The 23,172-nt window shown below is 68.1% G+C and carries 20 protein-coding genes; 18 read left to right on the top strand and 2 right to left on the bottom strand.

What is annotated here, in order from left to right:
- The 17 genes from ACJJVL_RS02165 to ACJJVL_RS02085 all read left to right on the top strand — a co-directional run.
- On the top strand, positions 1 to 217 hold a 217-nt coding region (locus ACJJVL_RS02165; protein ID WP_405216529.1), incomplete at its 5' end, for a hypothetical protein.
- A gap of 641 nt (positions 218 to 858) precedes the next feature.
- Positions 859 to 1,878 carry a hypothetical protein gene (locus ACJJVL_RS02160; RefSeq protein ID WP_405216528.1) on the top strand — a complete coding sequence of 340 codons (1,020 nt, stop codon included), beginning with the start codon at positions 859 to 861 and terminating at the stop codon, positions 1,876 to 1,878.
- A 228-nt stretch (positions 1,879 to 2,106) separates the two neighbouring features.
- Complete coding sequence (locus ACJJVL_RS02155) at positions 2,107 to 3,144, top strand: tyrosine-type recombinase/integrase (RefSeq protein ID WP_405216526.1); 1,038 nt, start codon at positions 2,107 to 2,109, stop codon at positions 3,142 to 3,144.
- Positions 3,145 to 3,330: 186 nt separating this feature from the next.
- Complete coding sequence (locus ACJJVL_RS02150; RefSeq protein ID WP_405216524.1) at positions 3,331 to 3,924, top strand: hypothetical protein; 594 nt, start codon at positions 3,331 to 3,333, stop codon at positions 3,922 to 3,924.
- Between the two features lie 36 nt (positions 3,925 to 3,960).
- Positions 3,961 to 5,415, top strand: a complete 1,455-nt coding sequence (locus tag ACJJVL_RS02145; RefSeq protein WP_405216522.1) for a DUF3375 family protein — start codon at positions 3,961 to 3,963, stop codon at positions 5,413 to 5,415.
- Entirely contained in the window at positions 5,408 to 6,112 is a 705-nt protein-coding gene (locus tag ACJJVL_RS02140) for a DUF4194 domain-containing protein (protein WP_405216520.1), read from the top strand. Before ACJJVL_RS02145 ends, ACJJVL_RS02140 begins: the two co-directional genes overlap by 8 nt.
- Entirely contained in the window at positions 6,109 to 9,417 is a 3,309-nt protein-coding gene (locus ACJJVL_RS02135; protein ID WP_405216518.1) for an ATP-binding protein, read from the top strand. The genes ACJJVL_RS02140 and ACJJVL_RS02135 overlap by 4 nt, the downstream gene beginning before the upstream one ends.
- Positions 9,404 to 10,522, top strand: coding sequence for a Wadjet anti-phage system protein JetD domain-containing protein (locus ACJJVL_RS02130; RefSeq protein WP_405216516.1), 1,119 nt, complete (start codon positions 9,404 to 9,406; stop codon positions 10,520 to 10,522). The genes ACJJVL_RS02135 and ACJJVL_RS02130 overlap by 14 nt, the downstream gene beginning before the upstream one ends.
- Positions 10,523 to 10,665: 143 nt before the next feature.
- Positions 10,666 to 11,472: a hypothetical protein gene (locus ACJJVL_RS02125; protein ID WP_405216514.1), complete on the top strand. Its 807-nt coding sequence runs from the start codon at positions 10,666 to 10,668 to the stop codon at positions 11,470 to 11,472.
- A 1,665-nt stretch (positions 11,473 to 13,137) separates the two neighbouring features.
- A complete protein-coding gene (locus tag ACJJVL_RS02120; protein ID WP_405216512.1) occupies positions 13,138 to 13,836 on the top strand; it encodes a hypothetical protein in 699 nt (232 codons plus the stop codon).
- Entirely contained in the window at positions 13,833 to 14,048 is a 216-nt protein-coding gene (locus ACJJVL_RS02115; protein WP_405216510.1) for a hypothetical protein, read from the top strand. The genes ACJJVL_RS02120 and ACJJVL_RS02115 overlap by 4 nt, the downstream gene beginning before the upstream one ends.
- A 253-nt stretch (positions 14,049 to 14,301) precedes the next feature.
- On the top strand, positions 14,302 to 15,552 hold the full coding sequence (locus ACJJVL_RS02110; RefSeq protein ID WP_405216508.1) for a relaxase/mobilization nuclease domain-containing protein: 1,251 nt from the start codon (positions 14,302 to 14,304) through the stop codon (positions 15,550 to 15,552).
- Positions 15,553 to 15,561: 9 nt separating this feature from the next.
- Positions 15,562 to 16,446 (top strand): hypothetical protein, encoded by an 885-nt coding sequence (locus ACJJVL_RS02105; RefSeq protein WP_405216506.1) that lies wholly within the window; start codon positions 15,562 to 15,564, stop codon positions 16,444 to 16,446.
- 164 nt (positions 16,447 to 16,610) lie between these two features.
- On the top strand, positions 16,611 to 17,015 hold the full coding sequence (locus tag ACJJVL_RS02100; protein ID WP_405216504.1) for an ArsR/SmtB family transcription factor: 405 nt from the start codon (positions 16,611 to 16,613) through the stop codon (positions 17,013 to 17,015).
- Entirely contained in the window at positions 16,999 to 17,940 is a 942-nt protein-coding gene (locus ACJJVL_RS02095; RefSeq protein ID WP_405216502.1) for a cation diffusion facilitator family transporter, read from the top strand. The genes ACJJVL_RS02100 and ACJJVL_RS02095 overlap by 17 nt, the downstream gene beginning before the upstream one ends.
- Positions 17,941 to 18,033: 93 nt before the next feature.
- Positions 18,034 to 19,275: an Nramp family divalent metal transporter gene (locus ACJJVL_RS02090; protein ID WP_405216500.1), complete on the top strand. Its 1,242-nt coding sequence runs from the start codon at positions 18,034 to 18,036 to the stop codon at positions 19,273 to 19,275.
- 75 nt (positions 19,276 to 19,350) lie between these two features.
- Positions 19,351 to 19,974: a copper resistance protein CopC gene (locus tag ACJJVL_RS02085; RefSeq protein WP_405216498.1), complete on the top strand. Its 624-nt coding sequence runs from the start codon at positions 19,351 to 19,353 to the stop codon at positions 19,972 to 19,974.
- Here the strand turns inward: ACJJVL_RS02085 and ACJJVL_RS02080 are convergent.
- Positions 19,971 to 20,948 (bottom strand): M23 family metallopeptidase, encoded by a 978-nt coding sequence (locus ACJJVL_RS02080; protein WP_405216496.1) that lies wholly within the window; start codon positions 20,946 to 20,948, stop codon positions 19,971 to 19,973. The two genes, ACJJVL_RS02085 and ACJJVL_RS02080, sit on opposite strands and share 4 nt — an antisense overlap.
- Before the next feature lie 555 nt (positions 20,949 to 21,503).
- Here ACJJVL_RS02080 and ACJJVL_RS02075 point away from each other — a divergent pair.
- The gene (locus ACJJVL_RS02075; protein ID WP_405216494.1) at positions 21,504 to 22,886 is read left to right on the top strand and encodes a peptidoglycan DD-metalloendopeptidase family protein; all 1,383 of its coding nucleotides are present in this window, start codon (positions 21,504 to 21,506) and stop codon (positions 22,884 to 22,886) included.
- 86 nt (positions 22,887 to 22,972) lie between these two features.
- On the opposite strand, the gene ACJJVL_RS02070 is transcribed toward ACJJVL_RS02075, so the two are convergent.
- Positions 22,973 to 23,172 (bottom strand): hypothetical protein (locus ACJJVL_RS02070; RefSeq protein ID WP_405216492.1); only part of this gene is annotated, 200 nt, incomplete at its 5' end.

The raw sequence follows: 23,172 nt of genomic DNA, 5'->3' as shown, positions 1-23,172 counted from the left end.
CTTGGTGGAAGGAGCCAACCAGGTGGCGCTCACCCAGCCCGACACCGGCGCTCAAGCACGCGAATCGTGCATGACCGAAGTGGCGCTCACGCGCGCGAGCAGTGGCCCCCAGAAAGACGAATACTCATCCGATGCCAAGTGGTGCAGGCGCTGCCGGCCTAATACCTACCTACCTACCTACCTTTTCTTAAAAAGTAAGAAGAAGAAGAAGGGGTAGAACGTGAGAACCCGCCCTTACGTGCGCGCTCTCGCATGCGCGCACGCGCACGCGCACGCCCGCACACGGAGGGGCACTGGTGTACCGCCCAAGAAGCAGAGCATCCGCGCATAATCCGCAACTTCACCGTGCCAGGGCGTGGGATGGGCGGGTGAGCCCGCGCCACTTGGCAGCGGGCATATGTGGTGCATCTTCTTCTCCGATTCAGGCATTTTCGCCGTTGAAGATCCCGGAGACGCGGTACCGGGCTGCACCACTTGGCATCCCGTGGTGAGTGGCACGTCAGTGGTGATTGCACCACTTCAGCGTGTTACCGAGTGACGTGCACGCTCCTGCTCGTCCGCTCGTTCGAGTCCGGTGCCGCGCAACTCGGACGCCCAGGCGGCCGGCTGACGTGCCGGTTCGCACTCTCTGGAGACCGACGGGCACCGCTGCTTGTTCCATGCCAGTTGGCGGAGGCAACGTGATGCCGCGGAAAGTCCTGCCGGCACGACGGGGTGCCGTTGGTTGAGCGGCACCCGCAGTTGCTAGTGCTCATCGGACTCGACTGTCGGCGAGGTCGAGCCGACCGCCTATGCAGTCGGAAGACGCGATCACGCTGCCCGACTTCGCAGTCATCGGGGTGATCGTGCCGACCGCCTATGCAGTCGGAAGACGCGGTCACGCCGCCCGACTTCACAGTCGGTCCGGGTGGCCGAGCGACCGGCTATATAGCCGGTGGAGGCGGCCAAACCTGGCCGCCGCCAGAACACGAGATCAGGCAGAAAGGCCTAGATATGTACGCAGAATATCCACCACCGAACGACCTTCCACGCGACGTCGCAGTCCGTATCGCTCAGGTCGAGCGAATCGCGGCGTTCCGGGAAGGCAACGATGGGCAGTGGCCCTCCAGCGACGGTGCAAGCGCATCCGAGCGGACGCTCGCTCGTAACGTCCGGGCGCTGAGGCGAGACGAGAACGAATATATCCACGCAGCCGTACGGGCACTGCTGGGCGAGCTGCCGCCTGGTGACCGCATCATCAGTAACAAATCACTCGACAACGCCCTCGAGGAGTTCAAGCAGTCCTACGGCCGCGAACCGCGCTGGGACGGCGAAGGCGCTGGTGAGCGCGCACTCTACAACCGTCTCTCGCGTTCCAGGCGGCCGAAAGCCGTCAAGGCCGGCACTCCGCCTTCACCGGTCACCCCGACGGGAAGGCCCCGCCGATCACGACTCGACACCTTCCGAAGGCAGGTCAACGAAGTGCTCGCCATGCGCGACGACCTCGGGCGCTGGCCGAGCAAAGACAGCGACGACGAGGACGAACGAAAGCTCGCATTCTTCCGCCTCAAGCTGCGAGCGCCCATGCCGCAGGACAAGGTGGACGCGCTCAGGGAACTCGATCCCGACCTCGCCCGATGGGCCACCGACTCGCGACCCACCAGGCTCCGGAACTTCGAACGAGATGCCGTTGCGCTCGCGGAATATCGGCGCGAGCACGGGCACAAGCCCAAGCACACGGACCCCGACGCCGACGTGAGGCGACTGGCGCGATTCAACAGTCAGCTTCACAAGGAAGGCCTCGGCCCAGAACAGGAGCGTCTGATGCCACGACTCTTCCCCGGCCACCCGTTCCTCAGCCAGAAGGACATTCGTTGGTGTAACTGCCCGACCATCTGACTGCTGACAGGTGCCGGCGGCAGCGTTCAATGCTGCCGCCGGCACCTCTCCAACGACCGATGAAATGAGATATCCGCTACCGCAGGACCGTTGTGCCAAAGGCCACTTGCTCGCATGCTGAAGACACGTCGCTTTATCCAGGCGATGGCATCATCGCGCCTCCCAAGGGTGATCTCTTTGTAAGCGATAATGTCTCCTATCGTCTGCCAAACACATTACCCTCTCGGCGTGGAGCTCGCTGAATATCAACCGCCCGCGACGACGACGCGCGTGCCGGCACAGTCGGTCACCGACGCTCTTGCCGATGCTGGCTCGACCCGACCCTTGATCGTGCATCGCTCGGTGTCGGTGGCGATCGCACGCGGATCAGAGAAGACGAAGCGGCTGCGGCTCGAGCGGCTCGCCCGAGTGGTGATGTCGACCGACGCCCGCTTCACGCCCGAAGCAGTGTGGGGCTCGGACTGGTCGCAGTTGCCGTCCGAGGCCTTTGATCTGCTCGACCACGGCATCGTGACGACTTGGCAGGCCGTCTCGACCCGCAACGCGATGCGCGACTCCGTCCGGGTAATCGTGCGCGAGATGACGAACGCAGGCATGCTCACCACCGACCAGGAACGGCGGCGGCTGAACTCGCTGCGCCCGGAGCGGCTGCCGGTCGATGAGGAGAAGCAGAGCCGCGGCCACATCGAGCCCGCACGCATACGAGAGGTGTTCCACGCACTCGCCCAGGACTCCTCGATCCGAGCACGGCGCGACGCAGCGATCATCGCCCTCCTCGGCAGGGCCGGCCTACGCCGAGCCGAAGCCATCGGGCTCAACATGGGCGACCTTGATCTTGGCCGCGATTTGCTCGTCGTGCGGGGCAAGGGCGACAAGATCCGGAGCGTGCCCCTCGCCGTCGACGTCCACCGCGCGCTGCGTGACTGGCTCGCGCACCGTGGCGACGCCCCAGGGCCGCTCATCACACCCGTCGCTCCCTCGAGGCGACCGACGCAGGCTTCGATCACGCGCCTATCGACGAACACCATCGCCAGCGTCGTCGCAGAGCGCTTCGGGAAGGACGTCGCCCCCCACGACCTCCGCCGCACCTTCGTTGGCGAGCTGCTCAACCGCGACGGCGACCTCTCCACCGTGAGCAAGATCGTCGGGCACACCAACCCCGCCACCACGGCCGGCTACGACCGACGCGGGCACGCCGCTAGACAGCGCGCCGTTGACAAGCTCGAGGTGCTGTACGAGACGTTCGAGGCTGAAGGCGAGGTCTGAGACATCGCAGCACTGTCGATTGCATTCCCGACCGGCAGTGCAGAGCGCCGCTGAGGACGCGATGACGTGTGGCTTCGTAAACCAGGCCGATGTACATCGGACCTTGTAAAGATAACGAGCGTAAGATTTACGCAAGTAAAGCTTACGACCGACCATTTCCCATCTTGGATGAAGGAGGCGCACGCGGTGAGCAAGAAGGATCTGGCCGATGCGCTCGGCATCTCACGGCCGACGCTGGACCGCTACATCCGGCGCGGCTGGGTGCGACCCGATGTCGACGGCGCCCTGGACGCGATGACGAGCATCGACCCCGACCTCGCCCTGATCGCACCGGCGTCCGCTGCAGCTTCGACAGAGATCGCCCTCAACGGCACCTTCTCGATCCGCGCGAGCAAAGTACTCCCCGGCGCACTCCGGCCAGGGGTGCTCGCGCTGGTCTCTCCCGCGCTGCTGGAGCAGCACACGGTCCTCGCCATCGAGGTGCTGTGGCAGCGCAGCGGCAAGCTCGCCATGCCAGCAAGCACAGGCGACGACATCACCGCCGAACCCAGCGACTGGGCGCTACGTGCCCTCGAAGCATCGCAACGCGTCGACCAGCTCAGTAGCACCGCACCGGGCATGCTCGTCGTGATGCAGCTCGGCGAATCGACGTCCTCGTTCCACCTGAACGCGACCATCCGCCGGGCCTTCTACGAGGACGTCGAGCGGCTTCCGTTGGTGACCCGCCGGAAGAGAACGCAGCTCGACGAGGACGACTCGAACCCCTCGAGTCAGTGGTAGCCGGGACACTCTTCCCAGAACCGGTAAGGAGGCCGCATGGCGATCAGGTCAGAGCATGACGCGACGCTGCGTGCCTTCAACGAGCCCGCACTCGATATCCTCCGTGCCAAGCACGCCAGCTGGACGATCGCCCTGCTGCGAGACGCGTTCGGCACCGATGCCGCCCCCATCACGGCCGCACAGATGGAGACGCTCATCGAGAGCGGCACCCAGGCGCTACGCGACGACGATCACGAAGTGCCCGACAGCACACCAAACCGGATCCTGCGCGGCCTCGTACGGAAGAACCTGCTGACAAGCTACTTCGACGGTGACGGCGTGCAGAAGGTTCGGCCCACCAGCCACTCTCAGCGCGCGCTCGAGTACGTGCGGGAGATCGTCGGCGACCACCGCATGATCTCCGTCTCGCGCGTAAAGACGATCCTCGAGTCCGCCCGCGCCGCCGCCTTCGACGCGAACGAGTCGCGCGAGGAGCGGATCAGGGCACTGCAGAGACAGCGCGACGAGCTCGATGCGGAGATCCAGCGACTCGAGGGCGGGGGAGAGGTGCAGACCATCACCCCTGACGGATTCACCCAAGCCTTCAGCAACCTCGTCGACCAGATCGGGTCGCTGCCCACCGACTTCCTCACCATCACCGACAGCCTCGAAGAGCTCCGCCACGACCTGCTCGAGCGCTACCGCGACGAGCAGCTCGGCCGCTCAGACATCGTCGACGCATACACCAGCCGCGCCAACGGCATGCTCACCGAGACGCCGGAAGGGCGCGCCTACCTCGGTGCCCACGAACTGTTCCTCGACGAGACCCTCCTGGACGGCTTCAGGGAGAACATCGCCTCGCTCCTGCGCCACCCGCACGCGCAGCTCATCTCGCGCGCCGACCGAGCACAAGCCCGTGCGACGCCGAACATCATCCAGTCGGGCATGGACGGCGTCATCGCGCGCCGCGACGCTGTCGTGCGCACGATCTCCAGCAAGATCCGCCGCTACGACGCAATGCGGCGAAGGGAGCTGGTCGAGGTGCTCGACCGCGTCGACGCGGGCATCACCGCGGCGCTCGAGCGCACCACTGCACGGTGGCGCAAGGAGCTGCCGTTCATGCCCGAGAGAGTCGCCCTGGACCCCTGGGTGCGGTCGTACCCCGAGCTGACGAGGCACGCGCCCCCGAAGCGGCTCGAGGCAGCAGGGGGAGCGAGCCCTGCGGCCGTCGACTGGGACGACCTCAGCCGCCGCGCCGGTCCCGACTGGGACCAGATTGCTGCGGCGCTCGTCGCAGCCCGAGCCGCCGGCGGTACGACCGTCGGAGCCGTCCTCGCGCACCTGCCCGAGGGTCGGAAGCGGCCCGTCGACCTCATCGGCGTCATCCACGAGAGCGTGGTCGGAACTACAGCCGCCCGCGAAGTCGTCACGACCTGGCGCGGAGATGGCACCCCGGTCACCTACAGCATTCCCCTCATCTCGATCCTCCCGAAGGAGTCGCCGCATGCTTGAAGAGTTCACGGACGAAGAGGCGCAGGTGCTCGCGAGGCTTGAGGAGGAGCTCACCGAGATCGATCCGCAGCGTGACGTCACGACCAGCTGTTTCCCGGGCGACACCGGCAAGCTCCGACAGGACGTGCGCAAGGTGCTCGTCAAGCTGCTCGAAGGCCCCTTCCTATCCCGCGCCGACAACCCCTCCACCTGGGACGTGTTCCTGAAGAACCGGGACGTCATCGTCTCCCGCATCAACGAGCTGTTCCTCGAGGTCGAAGTCAACGAGGAGCTTGAAGTCGCCTACCGCACCAACGCGCAGTCCGAGGGCACGCAGCCCTTCCCGAGCCTGATGCGCCGGGCGAAGTGGAACCTCTGGGAGGTGCGCGTGCTCGTCGTGCTGCGCCGTCAGTACGAGGCGGAGGCGCTGATGGCGATGGAGGGCGAGCCGATCACGATGCTCGAGGAGGAAATCGCGGAGGCGGCACTCGAGGTGCTGCCAGCCTCTATCTCGAACATCAGCGACGCGCAGACGGCGATCGGCAAGGCCATCGAGGCGCTCAGGACCCACCGACTGCTCCACAAAGTCGGCGACGGCGAGTACCGGGTAGACCCGATGATCGCCATCGTCCTCTCCACCGAGCAGTCGAAGGAACTGGAGCCCTGGCTTCAGGAGTACGGACAGAACGGATCGAACGACATGGAGGAGCAGGCATGAGCCGCTGGGTTCTCGAGCAGCTGCAGCTGGTCAACTGGGGCGGCTACGACGGCGGCCCCCACAGGATCTTCTTCGATGACGACATGACCCTCCTCACCGGGGGCTCCGGCACAGGCAAGTCGACGCTGCTGGATGCGTACATGGTGCTCATCTCCGACAGCTCAACGGCCCTCAACGGCGCCTCCAACGACCTCGGAGGCGGCCGCGCCCGAGGCGAGGGGCAGCGCAACGTCCTCAACTACATCCGCGGCCTCTACGCCGTGCTCGACAACGAGGACGGCGTCACTGAGTTCAAGCTGCGCGAGGGCGACGCCTGGGGTGCAATCGCCGCAACCTACCGCGCCGACGCCGGCGACGGACTCTTCGGCGGCGAACCGCAGCGGTTCACAGCCATGCGCGTCTACTACGCGAAGGCGGGAGCCAGCCGCGACGGTGAGCTGATCCACCGCCGCTTCACGATCGACTCGGCCTTCGACCTTGGCTCGCTCGAGGAGCACGTCGATCACCGATTCCAGCCGGCAAAGGTGAAGGCCGCTTACGACGGGCTCCGCGGCTACGAGACGTACCAGTCCTTCGCCCAGGCGCTCATCGAGAACCTCAGCATCGGCAGCGCGGCGAACGGCAACGACGCCATCAACCTCCTCGCCCGCGTCCAGTCTGGCGGGAGGGTGCCGTCCGTCGCGGCGCTCTACCAGCAGTACGTGCTCGATGAGCCAGCGACGTTCGAGGCGGCGCTGAACGCCGTGCGCAGCTTCGACGAGTACCAGTCGGGGCGCCGCTCGTACGAGACCGCTCTCGCTCAGCGCAAGACACTCGAGCCGATCCGCCAGGCACAAGCGAGCCGTCTACAGGCCGCCTCCGACATCGCTGCATCCGACATCCTCCGTCCCGACGACGCGGGCGGTCCCTTCGCACATTGGAAGGCCCAGCAACTCGCACGCCGGGCAACCATCGCCACGCACGCCGCGGAGCGGGAATTCGAAACCAAGCGCGCCCTCGCCAGCGATACCGCCGCCGCCCACGGCAATGCGCGCGCGGCGCTCGAGCGCGCCGTCGATCTCGTCGCCGCAGCAGGCGGCGGGAAGCTCGATGACCTCCAGGGAGCCCGCGCCCGCGCCGCAGACCGGGTCGACAGCGCCAAGGAGCAGCGCCAGCAGTTCGAGGCGATTGCACCCACCGCGGCCGCGAACGTCCACGACGAGGAGAGCTTCGCCCTCGAGCAGCTCCGCGCGCAGGAGCTCATCGGCGGCACCGATGCGGAGGCCGAGGCGCGCAGGGCAGCGCAGACCGCCGCTGAGGCGCACAGCGCCGCCCGCAGCGAGCACAAGGAGCTCGCCGATGATGTCCGATCGCTCGAGGGGCGCAGCAGCAACATCAGCAAGCACCTCATCGACAAGCGCGACCAGATGGCCGACGCTGCGAACCTCCGGCCCCAGGACGTGCCGTTCGTTGCGGAGCTGCTCGACATGGCACCCGCGCACGAGGGATGGCGCGTGGCGGCTGATGCCGTGCTCGGTGGGTTCGCGACCCGACTGCTCATCGACGAGCGCCACTACGACCACTTCCGCGACTCCATCAACTCCCTTCGGATGCCCACCCGCATGCGGTACACCGGAGTCGACACGTCGCTGGGCGACGCGGAGCATGCTGACCACGGCACACTCGCCGGCAAGCTCGTCATCGCCGATGGGCCCTTCCGCGGCTGGCTTACCCGACAGATCGCTCGCGCGGCCGAGCACCGCTGCGTGGAGACCGTCCAGGAACTCCTTGACGACGGCATCAAGCGCGTCACTCGCTCCGGCCAGGAGCGGCACGGCCAGCGCGGCGCGCATGGCGGCGGCCAGGAACGCCTCATCGGCTTCGACAACCGCACCAAGCTCGAAGAGCTGACTCGGCTCCGCGACAACGCAGAGAAGCGTGCCGCCGAGCTGCAGCGAGCCTGGAACGAGGCTGGCGACCGCGTCACAGCGATCCAGGAGGCGAAGCGTGACGCTCAGTACGTGCTGACCCTCAAGTGGCACCGTCTCGATGTCCGCGCGGCGCAGCAGGAACTCGGCGACATCGACCAGCAGCTCGCTGCGCTGCTCGATGGCAACAGTGACCTCTCCCGTGCCAAGGACGCGCGCGATGAAGCAGCACGACGCGAAGAGACAGAGAACGAGGCCCGCATCGGAGCCAAGAACGCAGCCGCCGATTCGGACGCCGCCTACGAACGAGCGATGCAGCGCGAGACTCAAGCGGAGGCCGAGCTGGCGAGCTTCTCGGGAGAGGTCGATATGGCTGTCGCTGAGCGCCTCGACGAAGACCTCAGGGCGTACGTCAGTGACGACGACGCTGACCCGAAGTCGCTGAACGTTGCGGTCAGCTCGGTGCAGGCGAAGGCCCGCCAGCTGCGCACCGAAGGGCAGAAGACGATCGAGGCCGCCGGTCGCCTCTACGAGTCAGCCGTCAGCAGTTTCCAGGACCAGTGGAAGCACCCCTCGATCGGGCTCGGCTGGGCCTCCTACAGTGAATACCTCGAGATCCTCGAACGCCACGAAGCAGACCGATCCGCGGAGTCGCTCCACAAGTGGAACCTCGAGACGATCTCCGGCGTCTCAGCCCATCTCTCCGGCCTTCACGGCGCCTACGCCAGCGCCATGCGCGAGGTCAGCGACCGGCTCTACGCAGTCAACGAGCTTCTGGCAGAGGCGCCGTTCGGTCCCAAGCGAGGCACGCTCCAGATCGTTGAGCAGCAGGCGATCCCGAGCGACGTGCGGCAGCTGAAGGGCAGGCTCTCGAAGCTCGGCCGCTACACGATCGATGAGGTCGAGGCGGACCAGATCGACGAGGTGTACGAGTCGATCGCGCTGGTCATCGACGAGCTCCGCACCGACCTCGCTACGGACAAGAGGCGGCTGCTTGACGTGCGCCGTCACATGAAGATCAGCGCTGGCGTCTTCGTCGATGGCCGCACCTCGGAGAACTTCACCAACCTCGCAGCAAAGTCCGGCGGCGAGACGCAAGAGCTGGTGGCATTCATCCTTGGCGCCGCCATCCGCTACCAGCTGGGTTCGGACGACGGCCGGCCGCAGTTCTCGACGATCATCCTGGACGAGGCGTTCATCAAGGCCGACTCGAAGTTCACTGAGCGCTCTATCGGCGCGTGGAAGAAGCTCGGGTTCCAGCTCATCGTCGGGGCCCCGTACGACAAGACCTCCACGCTCGACCCGTTCGCCGGAGTCATTCTCGCAACAGTCAAGGACGACGACAGCAACACCATCCAGGTCGTCGACGCGCGAGTGGTCGAGCATGCCGCTGCCTGACGAACTCGCCGCAGCCGGCAAGCTCTCCCGCCATTGGGCTGAGGAGGTGCTGCCCGGCGGCGAGCGGTCCTGGCCTCTCACTGTGCGCCTGCGCGCGCCCGAGGTTCCAACGAGTGCCGAAGGGCTGATGCGGCTGCGGGACTGGAACCGCGAGGTGACCGCCACCGCGGAGCTGCATGGCCTCGACGTCGAGCGGCGAAACCAGCGCGTGGGGACGCTCACGCAGTCGCTCCCGCACCGGCTCTTCGTCCCATCGCTCGAGGACGCCGCGCGCATCTTCGGCCAGGGGCTGCCCGAGCGAATCGCCATCGCCAGGGAGCGCATCGCCGCGACACCAGGCGTCTCCTCAGCCGCCGTCGTCCGCAAGCTCGCCGCCCTCACAACGCTCGACTTCCAGCTCCTCCAGCTCGTCCTTGCCTGGATTCGCTCGAACGACGAGACCGGCATGACCGCCCGAAGCCTCGCCATCGAAGGCGTGCACGGCAAATGGATCGGGTCGAACCGGTGGCTCGTCGAGCAGCTCCTCGGTCGGCCGCTGCAGCTCGTGGAGCGCCCACGGCCGATCGCGCTCACCTGGCTCGACCCGCAGCACCGCCAAAGCGGCCGCTGGCACGACTCGTTCACGCCGGGCGACGCGGGCATGACGCCGCCGTACGAGGTGCGGCTGGCGCTGATCTGCGAGAACAAGGAGAGCGCCGTGTTCTTCCCGCCCACACCCGGCGCCGTCGCGATCCAAGGCAACGGCACAAGGCTGGCGCGCCTCGCAGACGTGCCGTGGCTCGCCGATGTGCCGATCGTCTACTGGGGTGACATCGACGCCTCCGGATACGGGATCCTGCACCAGATCCGCAGCCAGGGCGTCCCCATCGCTTCGATGCTCATGGGCGCGGCAGCGGCCGCCCGCTACGGCTACCTCGGAACACGGGAGCACCCGGACGGCAGGCCCATCACCGAGCCCCGCAAGAACCTGCACCTCCTGACGCCGGACGAGCACGCCGTCTACGAGCAGCTCACCGAGCCTGACCGCATCGAGTGGCTCCGCATCGAACAGGAGAGAATCCCGCTCGAGCACGCGATGGATGCGCTGCGCGAGCTCGGGCACTAGGCGCAGTCGAATGCCCCCGGCACCGAACGCCGAGGGCTTCGTCGGTGCCGGGCCCAGTCTTTCGGCGCCGCATGGTCATCGACATATGCTCAACTCAATGCCCCAACCCCAACGGGCAGCCCAGTACCTGAAGGAGCACACCAGTGCAGCACCGCCCCAGCCCCACAGCCGCCAAGCTCGCCGTCGCAGCCCTCGCGATCGCCATGCTCGCCGGCTGCGCATCCGCCGCCCCCGCGCAGGAAGCACCCGAGGAGACCACCACCAACGAGGTGAGCGTCAGTACCGCACCCGAAGCGCCCGCCGAGCCCGAGACGATCGAGCCGCTCGCCCTCAATGCCGACGGACTCCTCGGTGGCAACGCCACCGTCACGGACTTCGACGCAGGTGAGCCGGGCGAGGTCTCCATGGTCAGCGTCGGCACCCTCAACCCCGACTCCGGCACCCTCCCGTTCGTCTTCCGCAACAACACGGCAGAGGCCGTCTCCCACGTCGACGCCACCGCCACCATCCGCGACAGCGCCGGCGCACTCGTCGCGAACGGCTCATCACAGGGCACCACCCCCGGACAGATCCTGCCCGGCGGTCTCGGCCTTGCGTACCTCTACATCGAGGAGGGGGAAGTGCCCGAGGGTGCGGAGATCGAGATCAACTTCGCAACCTCGCCCGCCGACCAGAGCCCTTTCAACACCGCTAACCTCCGCGTCGCCGAGTGGTCCGAGACAGAGGACGGCTTCATCGGCACCGCCGCGAACGAGACGGGCGTCGCGCTCAGCGGCCCCTTCTCGGTGCAGGTCTACTGCTTCGACGAGACCGGCGCCCTCACCACGACCACCGGCGGCTACGCGAACGAGCAGGAAGTCGACGCCGACGGCAGCGCCTCCTTCTCGCACAGCTTCTACGGCGACGCCTGCTCGAGCTACTACGTCGGCGTCACCGGTTGGTTCAACTGACACCACCGCCACCCGACAGCGAGCGAAGCCCCCGGCACAACACCGGGGGCTTGGTCGCGCCGTCGCCGCCATCGCGCCCGCCCGCGAGCACCCGTCCCCGCCGACCCCTGCGAGGCCGACGTGCCCAGCCGCCGCGATAGCGCCGACCTCCGGCCGACACCGAGCCACACGAGACAGGACCCCGGACGCGCATAAAGGGAGGGCTCACCCCTCCGGGGTTCGCCCTTACGACACGATGCTCTAAGCAACGAATCGACGAGACGACGAATCGACCCTTTACGACCCTTCACGTTCCGCTCCATGAACGCGGCGACCTTGTAGCGATGCCTCCGCCATCACCACTTCCGTTCCTGCCTCCCTCCGGTCACCACCTCTTCCGCACCTGCCTCCCCGGCACCCGCTCCTTCTCGACCCGACACGCTCCCAGACCCCGGCACCTACTTGGCACCGGACCCACCTCTCCACCACGGCACCCGCTCCGACACTGCTACCCGCACCACTCCGCTCCGACACGACCCTTGATGGGGCCGCCGGCGGCGCCCCACTGCTCCAGCACCTCCATGCGCAGCTCCATCTCAACTGCACGGCACCCACGACACCCCGGGGACGACATGTGGCGTCTCGACCCTTGACGGGGCCGCCGGCGGCGACCCACTGCTCCAGCACCTCCAAGCGCAGCTCCACTTCAACTGCACGGCACCCACTCCATCCCGGGGACGTCGAGTAGCGACGAGTCACGGCAAGTTCCTTTTCGCGGCGCCGGCGGCGCCCTCTTGCTCCAGCACCCTCTTGCGCAGCTCCAACTCCCCGGCACGGCGCCCTCTCTACCCCGGACGCGAATCGTTCCGGTGAGCTCCTTGATGTGGCGCCGGCGGCGCCCCCTTGCTCCAGCACTTCGTCACACGGCACCAGGCCGGCCCATGGCATCAGCAGTCATCCGTGGCGGATCGTTCCTCCTCGACACGTTCCGCCCGTACCTCCGGTACCAGGTCACGACGCACCCCGCCGGCGGCGGGCCAGCACACGGCACCCCGATGAGGAACGTCTCGTCACGGGGCGCCACGCCACGCAGCACTCCGTGCCAGAGCGGCACCACCGGAGCCCACCCCGCAGATGTACTAGGTGCAGGACACCACCGGGGCCAGGCCCCGAAGCGACACCTCCACGCCGGCACCCGACGACAGCCCAGGCACCGGGCACGACCCCAACCAGACCCGACAGCAGCAGCCACCACCCGCGACGGGGTTCGGGGCGGCGCCCCGAGCAAACGCACCTGCAGGGCGTGCAGCAGCGAAGCGATGCGGGCAGCATCGATACGCAGCGAGACGACGGACGACCCGGAAGGGTCCGGAGACGACTCGCGCCGAGGAACTGGGATGCGGACGCAGCACAGAGCCGAGGCCAGCAAGACGGCACCCCGGTGACGTCGCAGCTGCTCCCCAAGGACGGGTGAGGAAGTGCGCCGCCGGCGCGCTGACGAGGTCGAGAGGCGTAAAGGACGCAGTGCCGCGCCGCGGCGATGTGACCCGCCTCGTTCCGGGGAGGGCGCGGCGCCGCCGTCCGGCGCTCATCATGGGGAATATTGCACCCTCTGCAGTGTTCGCCGCCGACCAGATTCTGGGGCCTGCCGCCCAAGTGGCGCGCGCCTGCCGCATGGAGGTATTCGTGGTCGCCTCATTCACCTTCACGCGCGCCGGGAACCTGCACGCCGACGCCGAGCGGAAGCTCTCCCAGGCGGTCGCCGAGGCGCTCTCCACCGTCGCCACCGGCACCACCATCGTCGCCCTCTGCGACGCCGACGGCGTCACCACCCGGCGCTTCGTCTCCGGCGGCGACAACGCCCGCAACCGCGCCTACCGCGCCGCCAACTCGCTGAACGCCTCGAGCAACGAGGGCGACCGCCCCGTCGACCTCTTCCGCTCCGACCTGCGCCGCCTCGCCTGGCCCGGCGTCTCGTCCGTCGAGAACGAGACGCAGGCCGGCACCGCCCTGCAGGCCGTCTCCGAGTCCATCGACGGCAACCTCATGGCCGGCGACTGGATCGGCATCTCGATGCGCGAGCCGACCCGGGCCGAGCGATCCGATTGGTCCCGCTGGTTCACCCATCAGCGCGACGCCCGCACCCACCAGCGGAGTAATCGGGAGCCGGGGTGGGGAAGTCAAGGGGCTGGCGCAGCCGGATCCCGAGTGACGCGCAGCGCCTTTGACGCTCACAGCCCGGCGATACACCACCGGCTTCTCCACAGCCGCGCAGTGCGCGCCAGCAGACTCGAAGCGGCTGCACCTACGTTGGTCGGAACCGCGAGAGAGGACAGGACATGGACCGCGACACCGCCGCCCGGATCGCACAGAAGGCCGGCATGACGGCAATCGTCTACTGTCCCGAGATCCACCCCGACGACCTCGAATACGCGCTCGCCGACGAGATCGCCTGGTGCCTCGAGGGCATCGACCTTGAGCCGACGGACGAGTCGATCCTCCGCGACGCTCTCGCTCGCACGATCATCGACCCGACCGCGCATCGCTCGACTCTCAATCGGGTCCTCGACGTCCTCACCGACGACGCGGCCGCGTAGCCGGCACACGCGCGACACCGAGCGGCGGCCTCGGCTCCCACGGCGCGCAGGCCGCGGGAGTAGCAGCACCTGCGTGAGCGGGCCGGTCGGCGTGTCGACGCGCTCAGCGGCCCCGGCGCGTGTCCTGACGATCCATTTGGCGCGCTGCGGTGGGTACGCCTTGGGTGGCCGTTGTAGGGGTTCTTGGCACTGGTGGCGTCGGATAGCTGGGGTCACGTTGGGCCGACCTAGCGAGAGCGCGCGCAGCCTGGAGGTGTCCGACGGTTTCGCGATCGCGTGGTCGCCGGCGCGCTGGGTTGCCCTCCGACATGGGCTGTCGAAGAACGGCAACGACCACATCCACATCGCGGCGTCGCGGGTGCGCGAAGACGGCACGAAGGTGTCGATCCACAACGACTTCATCCGCGCGCAGCGCATCGCCCGAGAGCTTGAGCAGGAGCATGGCTTGGAGCCGCTGGAGGGTGAGCAGACGCGCACCGCGGCGCGCGGCTACAGCGAGCCCGCGCGCGTGACGCTCGAGCGCGAGGTGCGCGCCGCGTCGATCGCGTCGGTCGACGAGGCGGAGTTCGTGCGCCGCATGCGCGCCGCTGACGTGCTCGTGCGGCCGCGCTATGCATCCGACCGCACCGATGTGGTGGCCGGCTACTCGGTGGCGCTGCGCCCGCAGCAGGGGAGCGGCGAAGGCCCGGTCTGGTACGGCGGCGGGCGTCTCGCTCGAGACTTGACGCTGCCGGCCCTGCGGCAGTCGTGGCCGGACACCCCGGAGGCTGCGGGCGCGGCCGTGGCGGAGTGGAACGCGGCGAACCGCCATCGCAGGGTGGCGGCGCCGGGACGCGAACGGCAGGTGCTCGACGGCAAGCGCTGGGACGCTGCAACGCAGCGGCTGCAGCTGATGAACGATCGCCTTGCGCAGATCCCGGTGCAGGATCGTGGCCGCTGGGCAGAGCTCGCTCGCGACGGTGCGGGCACACTCGCTGCATGGTCGCGGACCGCGCCGAAGGAGATGCGGCCGCAGCTCGCGCAGGCCGCATCCGTGCTGGGCCGCTCGGCGCAGCTGCGGCAGGCGCCGCGGCGCCGGGTGCAGTCCGAGAGCCCGTTCGCCGGCGCCGCCCTCGTGCTCGCGGCCGCGACCCGCGGGCCGCAGTCGAGGGCGGCCGAGCTGGCGATGATGCAGCAGATGATCATGTTCGCTCGTGCGATCGTGCAGATGCATCGCGCGATGCGCGACATGCGCACGGCCACTGCGCTGCAGGACGGTGTGGCGAGCCGACTGCAGGCGATCTACGAGCAGCAGCCACGGCCGGTGGCCGTGGCTGCGGGCAGGTCGAGGGTCGGGCCCCAGGACGCGCCGCAGGCGATTCCCGAGCACATCAGGCAGGCGCGCGAGGGCCTGACTGCGCCCACCAGGATCCGATCGCCGCTGCCGGCCAAGATCACGCCGCGACCCGACGTCGATGAGCAGCAGCGTCGCCGCCCCGACAAGAGCAACGCACCCGAGCGATAGGAGAGAGCGATGGAAGAGAACGATGGCATCGACGATCTGAGCGACGGCCTGTCACGGACTGCGCTGACGGTTGTAGCGCAGGTCGGCCGGCAGTTAGCCAAGGTCGTGCAGAAGGCGCATGAGGAGGCGGCTGCGCAGCGCACGGCGGCCGCCGCCGACCTGCAGGCCAGGCTCGACGCGCAGCGGATGATGGCGCGCGCTGAGCTCGCGACTGTGCACCGCCCGGAGTGGTGGCGGGATGCGAGCACCCAGGAGATTGCGCGCACCGTGGAGGTGGCTCGGACGTGGGCGCCGCATGACGCTGAGGTGGCCGCGGCCGCGCAGGTGGTGCGGCACCAGGTGCAGGAGCGGTACGGCGTCGACGTCGACGCCACCGGCCCGTACACGAGCGAGATCCTGCATGCGACCCACGCGGTCGCCGTCGATCGCGCCGAGGCCGCGAAGCAGCGGGCCGCGGCCGAGCAGGAGGAGGGCGAAGCACGATTGCTGCTGCTGCAGGGCATCGGCCTGCAGCAGCTCGCGGACGAGGCGAAGGAGCGGGCCGACGAGCTCGAGCACGGCGTGGACTGGGACCGCGGCACAGTTGCGGATCTCGAGCAGTTCGCCGAGGCTCAGGAGCATCGCGCGACAAGCTCGGAGCAGCGCGACGAGGGCGAGCAGAAGCTGGCCGGCGCAGCCGATCTCTACGACTCCGCAGAGCGTCGCCAGGCGTTCGCCTCGCGCCTCGAGCAGAACGGGGCGAGCGCCGAGCAGGTGCGCGATCGCCTCTTGGTCGACGCCGACCAGGCGCGGCACCCGAAGGAGGCCGCGACGGCTCACGGGCGCCGGCAGAAGGTCGCGAACCGCGAGCCTGTCGCGCCGTCCCGAACGCCCGGCCACGGCCGCGGTCGGTAGGCCCGCGGGGTCACCAACCGACGATTGGTTATCCGGGGATATTCACTTAGGTCTGGAGCGCTGACGCTCGAGTTCGCAGCCGGTCTGGGCTTGAAGAGTGCTGCGCCTGAGTGTGACAGCCCCGCCGCATCGATTACATCGCTCATGGGGGATATCATCGCTGCATGACGATGTTAAGCAAGCAGCGCGAACTGGACGTCGAGGCGACCGAGGCGTTCGCGCATCTGTTTCAAGCGCTCGCCGACCCGTCACGGTTGAGCGTGCTCCAGCACCTGTCCTTGGGCGAGCACCGCGTGCGAGACTTGGTTGATCACCTCGGCCTCGCACAATCGACGGTGAGCAAGCATATTGCGTTCCTAGCGGCGTGCCGATTGGTCAGGGCGAGAGTCGACGGGCGGTCGACTTGGTACGCGCTCGCGCACTCGAGGCCCCTTGGGGACCTAGTCGCTGCCGCTGAGCGGCTGCTTGAGACGACCGGCTCGCAGCATGCGCTGTGCGCCCACCTCACCGCTCGAGCCGATGACCTGGGTATGACTGGAGAGGATGCCGCCGATGGGAGCCGGGCATAGCCACGGAGCGACCGCCGGCGACGGTCAGGTAGCAGCCGACTTCCGCATCCGGCTTGGAATCGCATTCGGGCTGACGGTGACGATCGTCGTCGCTCAGTTGATCGGTTCGGTCGTGACTGGCAGCCTCGCGCTGCTCACTGATACGGCGCATGCGATCACCGATGCCTCGGGGTTGCTCATCGCACTGATCGCCGCGACGCTGATGCGGCGGCCGTCGACATCGAAACGGACGTGGGGGTTCCGTCGCATCGAGGTGATCGCCGCGCTCGGGCAAGCCACCCTGCTGCTCGCCGTCGGCGTGTACGCGGCAGTCGAGGGCATACGCCGGCTCTTTGAGCCACCAGAAATCCCAGGCTCGGAACTGCTGGTGTTCGGGGTGATCGGGCTCGTCGTGAACATCGGCGCGATCCTGGTGCTGTCATCCGCCCGTGGCTCCAACTTCAACATGCGGGCCGCGTTCCTCGAGGTGCTGAACGATGCGCTCGGCTCGCTGGGCGTCATTGTCGCCGCGATCGTGATCTCGACGACGGGCTTCCAACAGGCCGACGCGATTGCGGGCCTGTTCATCGCTGCACTCATCGCGCCCAGGGCGTTCATGCTGATGAAGGAGACCGCCAGCGTGCTCATGGAGTTCACGCCGAAAGACCTCGATCTCGACGACGTCCGTCGCCACATCCTGGAGCTCGAGCATGTCAAGGATGTCCACGATTTGCACGCCTCCACCGTTGCGACGGGGCTGCCGACGATCAGCGCCCACGTTGTGGTCGACGACGGCTGCTTCGCCGACGGGCATGCGGCCAGAGTCCTCGAAGACATCCAGCAGTGCGTCGCAGAGCACTTCCCCGTTGCGGTGCATCATTCGACCTTCCAGGTCGAGACGGCCCGGATCAGCGAACAGGAGCCTGACGCCGTCCGCCACCCGTGACCGGGCGCCTCGCACTGACTTGCTCGAATCAGTCGTCTCGGTGCGCCGCATGGAGAGGTTTCGGTAGTCCGAAATCTCGTTTACGCTGAAACCATGGGCACGACAGCGATCGCTGGGACGAAGACGGCGCGTGCGCCGCATTGGCTGCTGCTGGGCCCCGCGCTCGTGGCCGGCGTGGCCTACCTCGACCCCGGCAACGTCGCCTCGAACGTCACCGCCGGCGCGCGGTATGGGTACCTGCTCATCTGGGTCGTCGTCAGCGCCAACCTGGTCGCGTGGCTCATCCAATATCTCTCGGCGAAGCTCGGCGTGGTGACGGGTAAGAGCCTGCCGCAGCTGTGCGGCGAGCGGATCGGGTCGCGCGCCGGCCGCATCGCCTACTGGATCCAGGCCGAGGGCGTCGCCATGGCGACCGACCTCGCCGAGGTGATCGGCGGTGCAGTGGCGCTCTGGCTGTTGTTCGACATGCCGCTGCTGGCTGGCGGGCTCATCACCGGCACCGTCTCACTGGTGCTGCTCACCGTGCAGTCACAGCGGGGTCCGCGCGCGTTCGAACACGTCGTGATCGGGCTGCTTGCGGTAATCGTGCTCGGCTTCACCTGGGGCGTCGTCGTCGCACCGCCGGATTTAGCAGGCGTCGCTGCTGGACTTGTGCCCCGCTTCGAGGGCACCGGCTCGGTCTTGCTTGCCGTGAGCGTGTTGGGCGCGACGATCATGCCGCACGCGATCTACGCGCACTCGAGTCTGACGCGGGATCGCTTCCGCGATCGGCGCGGCCTCAGCACGCCGACGCTGTTGCGGGCGACCCGCATCGACGTCTCGGTCGCGATGGTCATCGCCGGAGGTGTGAATGTCGCGATGATGCTGCTCGCGGCCGCGAATCTTGCGGGCGTGGATGGCACCGACACACTCGAGGGTGCGCACGCGGCGCTGGGGGAGTCGCTCGGACCCGTCGTCGCGACCCTGTTTGCTGTTGGTTTGCTGGCGTCCGGCCTCGCTTCGACCTCGGTGGGCGCCTATGCGGGGGCGGAGATCATGCAGGGCTTGCTGCGTACTCGCGTGCCGCTGCTGACCCGTCGACTCGTGACGCTCATCCCCGCATTGATCGTGCTCTCGCTCGGTGTCGACCCGACGTTCGCGCTCGTGCTGAGCCAAGTAGTGCTCTCCTTCGGCATCCCGTTCGCACTCATTCCGCTCGTGCGCCTCACGGCCGATCGGCAGCTCATGGGACAGCACGTGAACCGGATCTGGACGACGCTTGCCGCCTCGCTCGCAGCCGCAGCGCTCACGGCACTCAATGGGGTGCTGCTCTGGCTGGTGCTCACCGGCGCTTGAGCAGACGCGGCTGCACAGCCCCGTGTGCCGCTCCGAGGCCGAGTCGGTCCGGCGCGCACGGCTTAGCATGGATGCATGCTGCTCCTTGCCGCGGCCGCGGCCGTCATCCTCCTGCCCTCTCACGCATCCGTCGTCGGTTCGACGCCTGGCAGCGGCGATCTGGTCGTAGACCAGCCGGGAACGTTCAGCGTCGTGATGAACGAGGAGATCCTGGCGATTGAGGGTGCCGCCGGCACGAACGTCATGCAATTGACCGACGAGGACGGCCTGTTCTACGGCGACAGTTGCATCGCCGTCGAGGGCGACACCATCGCGCTCGACGCGCAGTTGGGTGCCGCAGGGGATTACACCCTGACTTATCAGCTCGTCTCGGCTGACGGGCACGCGGTCGACGGGACGGTCGCGTTCGCATTCGAGCCCGTGGCGGGCACGGAAAGCGCGACCGGCAGCGCGACGGCACCGGTGTGCGGCGAGAGCGTTGCTTCGTCGCCGGCTGCCGAAGACACGGACAGTGCAGCGTCCAGCGCGCCGGAGGCGGCCGCATCGGCTGAGCCGGGTGCCGCGGACGAGCCTGCTGCAGGGGGCAACCTGCCGCTGCTGCTCGTCGGCGGAGTTGCAGCGTTGGCGGCGGCGGGTGGCATCGCGATCGCGCTCAAGCGTCGTTCGAGCCGCGGTGCCGATGGGGAGGAGACGAGTTAGCCGACCTCGAGTCGCGTCTCCCGGGTCTGCAGCCAGAGCAGCGGATCGAAGGACACATAGTCGCTGTTCTTCAGCTCCAGGTGCAGATGCGGACCCGTAGAGCGGCCGGTGCTGCCGACGCCGCCGAGGACGGTCGAGATATCGACCACCTGACCGACCCGCACCTGGATCGACCCGGCCTGCATGTGCGGGTACCAGGATTGGACGAATCGGCCGTCGATGTTGTGGTCGACGAAGACCGCATAGCCGCCTCCGCCCGGATTGTTGCCCTGCCATACGGCCGAGACGACGCCGTTGGCGATCGGACGGATCTCTTGCCCCGGAGGCAGGGGGATGTCGGTGCCGCCGTGGAAGCCCCCCGGCCGGTACCCGAAGCCGCTTGAGACGGGCATCTGCGTGATCTGCGGGAACGGCGTCTGCACGTAGTCGGTCTCGAGCATCCCCCAGGTGTTGGGGAACGCGGGGCTGCCACCGTAGTAGGACCCCCCGCGCTCGGCGTCCGCGACAGCCTGGAGTTCGGGGAGCTCGCTCGGTGACATCAGTGCGCTCTCGAGAGGGTCATTGACTCCGACCTCGTCACGGGTGAAGAGCGTCGTCGCCTCTGCGGTGACCGGACCCAGCGACTGCACCTCCGGCTCCAGCTGCGCGACCTCTGGGTCGATCTCATCGGGCGACTGCACGGCCTGCGCCGGCAGGGAGGTGACGACGACGAGCGAACCGATGAACAGCAGCGCCGCACCAGCGGTGACCTTCCGCGCGATGCTGCGAGCCCGGCGGCCAACCGTGGACGGACGCGAAAGTGGTGTGAGTCGAGCGGCGGGCTGGTGTGCGGCGCGTACTGGCCGAGCAGTCGGCACATGCACACCACCATTGCCGAGCGCGGGCGCGTCCACGATGATGCTCGGTCCGGTGTAGGCCGTCTCGGCGATCCGCACAGGGAGCGCATGGGCGGTGCGCGTGGCGGCTTCACGCATCGCGCGGCGGCTCGCGTAGATCGGAGGCGAGCCTTCGACCACTGAGGCTCGAGCCCCCAAGCGAGACTCTGCGGCTGTCCGCGCGATCCCCGCAGCCGCTCGCTCGCGTTCACGCGCTTCCCTGCGAGTCAGGACCTGAGGTCCGTCAGGCGACGAGCTGGGGGCTCGGCTAGGGTCCGGCGTCACGCGAAGTACAGTCCTCGGTCGAAATCATGTGGGCCCTGCGGCACCGGCAAGGCAGGCGCGCGGGTGAGTTCCGAATGGAACGGTAGCGCTTATACCGCCGATACACGGGACAAACCTGCTACCCCGTGCATAGGGCAAGTATCAAACATAACGGAACGGTAACGAACGAGCAAGGCCAGCGCCCGTCACACGGCGCGGCAGGCGGACGCACGGTCGCGGTACCGACTCGAGCTCGGGCGAGTCGAAGCATCAAGTGGAGCATGAACCTTGCTATCGTGGGAGCCGATTTGCGTCGAGCGCCGTGGCGGGTGTCTGGGTGCACGCTCACGCATAGTCCGCAGCAGACCGACGCTACGAGACGGGAAGTCCATGGCCCTGCTCACCCGGCCGGCACATGCCGACCGCGCACGCTCGACCAGCCGCACGCGCCGTTTCGGCATCACCGCGACCGTCGCGGTCGCTGCCATGGTCGCCACCCTCGTCGCCCCCGGCGTGCCGGAAGCCGAGGCCGCTGACGAGTACGGCTACCCCACATGGTCCGAGGTCGAGGCCGCCCGCGGCAATGTGAGCTCCAAAGATCAACAGATCCGTGAGATCCGCGCACTCATCTCGCAGCTCGAGACGGACGCCGCGACCGCGCAGGCGCTCGCCGACGAGCGCGCAGCAGAGGCGATCGAGGCGCAGCGCATCTACGACGAGGCCGTTGCGGTCGCCGAGCGGCTGCAGGAGCAGGCCGATGAGGCCGCGGCGAGCGCCGAGGAGTCGCAGCTCGCCGCGGGCCAGCTCGCGGCGCAGCTCGCGCGCTCTGGCGGCACCGGTGACCTCAGCGCCGAGCTGTTCGCCAACCCGGGCTCAGCCGACACCTGGCTGCACCGCTTGGACATGATGGACCGCGCTGCCGGCACCGCCGACACGCTCTACGAGCAGGCGCAGCAGGACGCCAACACCGCGCAGGCCCTGCAGGATCAGGCTGTCGTCGCCCGCGATGCGCTCCACGAGCTCAAGGTCGCCGCCGACGAGGCGTATGCGGCCGCCCAGGCGGCAGCGGCGGCCGCGCAGGCGGCGGTCGCCGCGCAGCAGGAACACAGGGTCGAGCTCGAGGCGCAACTGACAGTGCTGGTCGAGAACCGGGCCGCCACCGAAGAGGACTACCAAGCCGGTCAGCGACACCGCGCATGGCTCGCCGAGCAAGAGCGGCAGCGCCGCATTCGTGAGGCGGCTGAGCGTGAGGCGGCGCGACAGCGGGCGATCGCCGAGCAGCAGCAACGTGCGGAGGAAGCCGCACAAAGCGGTGGCGGCAGCGGTGGCGGCGGCTCCGTCCCAGTGGCCGAGCCAAGCAGCAGCGGATGGGTCAGCCCGCACTACGGCCGCTTCACCTCCGCCTACGGCTGGCGCAACGACCCGCTCGGCAATCTGGGGAGCAAGCTGCACGCCGGCATCGACATCGCCGCTGGCTGCGGTACCCCGATCTACGCTGTCGCCGACGGCACCGTGACGCTGCGCTCTCGCGACACCTACGGCGCGAACATGCTCTACATCGATCACGGTAGCGGCGTGCAGAGCGAGTACTTCCACATGGTCCGGCCCGCGCACGTCTACCCTGGCCAGCGGGTGAGCGCTGGCCAGGTCGTCGCTTACGAAGGCTCGACTGGGTACTCCACCGGCTGCCATCTGCACTTCCAGCTTCGCGTGGGTGGGACACTCGCCAACCCCGAGTCGTTCCTGAACGCCCGCGGCGTACGCCTCCGCTGAACACTGTGGCCACAGAGCGGCATCCGCTCGTGGCCTCCGCGAGCTGCTCTGCAACGCCGCGAGCCAGCGTTCAGATCCTGCGGCAGTCAGTAGAGGCATCGCGAAGTGTGATCCTCGAAACGGTTCTGATCGACTGATCCGGCCACGTCATGGCCTAGCTGAGTATTTGACCTCCTGAGCGCCACCTGTTCGTGCGGCGTAGCGCCATGGTTGGTGCGGGTGAGCGCCAGCGGATCGCGTGGTTTGGCGCCGCTGGCGCTCACCCTCGGTTCATGCGGCCGCTGCG

The sequence above is a fragment of the Agrococcus sp. Ld7 genome (genome assembly GCF_045064095.1).
GTDB lineage: Bacteria > Actinomycetota > Actinomycetes > Actinomycetales > Microbacteriaceae > Agrococcus.
Note: the sequence above shows the minus strand (reverse complement) of the source record. Positions and strands in the feature narration are given on the sequence as shown.

What these genes read in the sequence shown, in the direction of transcription:
- ACJJVL_RS02160 (WP_405216528.1), top strand. Translation starts at nt 859, where the DNA reads ATGCAGTCGGAAGACGCGGTCACGCCGCCCGACTTCACAGTCGGTCCG.
- ACJJVL_RS02145 (WP_405216522.1), top strand. Translation starts at nt 3,961, where the DNA reads ATGGCGATCAGGTCAGAGCATGACGCGACGCTGCGTGCCTTCAACGAG.
- ACJJVL_RS02140 (WP_405216520.1), top strand. Translation starts at nt 5,408, where the DNA reads ATGCTTGAAGAGTTCACGGACGAAGAGGCGCAGGTGCTCGCGAGGCTT.
- ACJJVL_RS02135 (WP_405216518.1), top strand. Translation starts at nt 6,109, where the DNA reads ATGAGCCGCTGGGTTCTCGAGCAGCTGCAGCTGGTCAACTGGGGCGGC.
- ACJJVL_RS02130 (WP_405216516.1), top strand. Translation starts at nt 9,404, where the DNA reads ATGCCGCTGCCTGACGAACTCGCCGCAGCCGGCAAGCTCTCCCGCCAT.
- ACJJVL_RS02115 (WP_405216510.1), top strand. Translation starts at nt 13,833, where the DNA reads ATGACGGCAATCGTCTACTGTCCCGAGATCCACCCCGACGACCTCGAA.
- ACJJVL_RS02105 (WP_405216506.1), top strand. Translation starts at nt 15,562, where the DNA reads ATGGAAGAGAACGATGGCATCGACGATCTGAGCGACGGCCTGTCACGG.
- ACJJVL_RS02100 (WP_405216504.1), top strand. Translation starts at nt 16,611, where the DNA reads ATGACGATGTTAAGCAAGCAGCGCGAACTGGACGTCGAGGCGACCGAG.
- ACJJVL_RS02095 (WP_405216502.1), top strand. Translation starts at nt 16,999, where the DNA reads ATGGGAGCCGGGCATAGCCACGGAGCGACCGCCGGCGACGGTCAGGTA.
- ACJJVL_RS02090 (WP_405216500.1), top strand. Translation starts at nt 18,034, where the DNA reads ATGGGCACGACAGCGATCGCTGGGACGAAGACGGCGCGTGCGCCGCAT.
- ACJJVL_RS02085 (WP_405216498.1), top strand. Translation starts at nt 19,351, where the DNA reads ATGCTGCTCCTTGCCGCGGCCGCGGCCGTCATCCTCCTGCCCTCTCAC.
- ACJJVL_RS02080 (WP_405216496.1), bottom strand. Translation starts at nt 20,948, where the DNA reads ATGCGTGAAGCCGCCACGCGCACCGCCCATGCGCTCCCTGTGCGGATC.
- ACJJVL_RS02075 (WP_405216494.1), top strand. Translation starts at nt 21,504, where the DNA reads ATGGCCCTGCTCACCCGGCCGGCACATGCCGACCGCGCACGCTCGACC.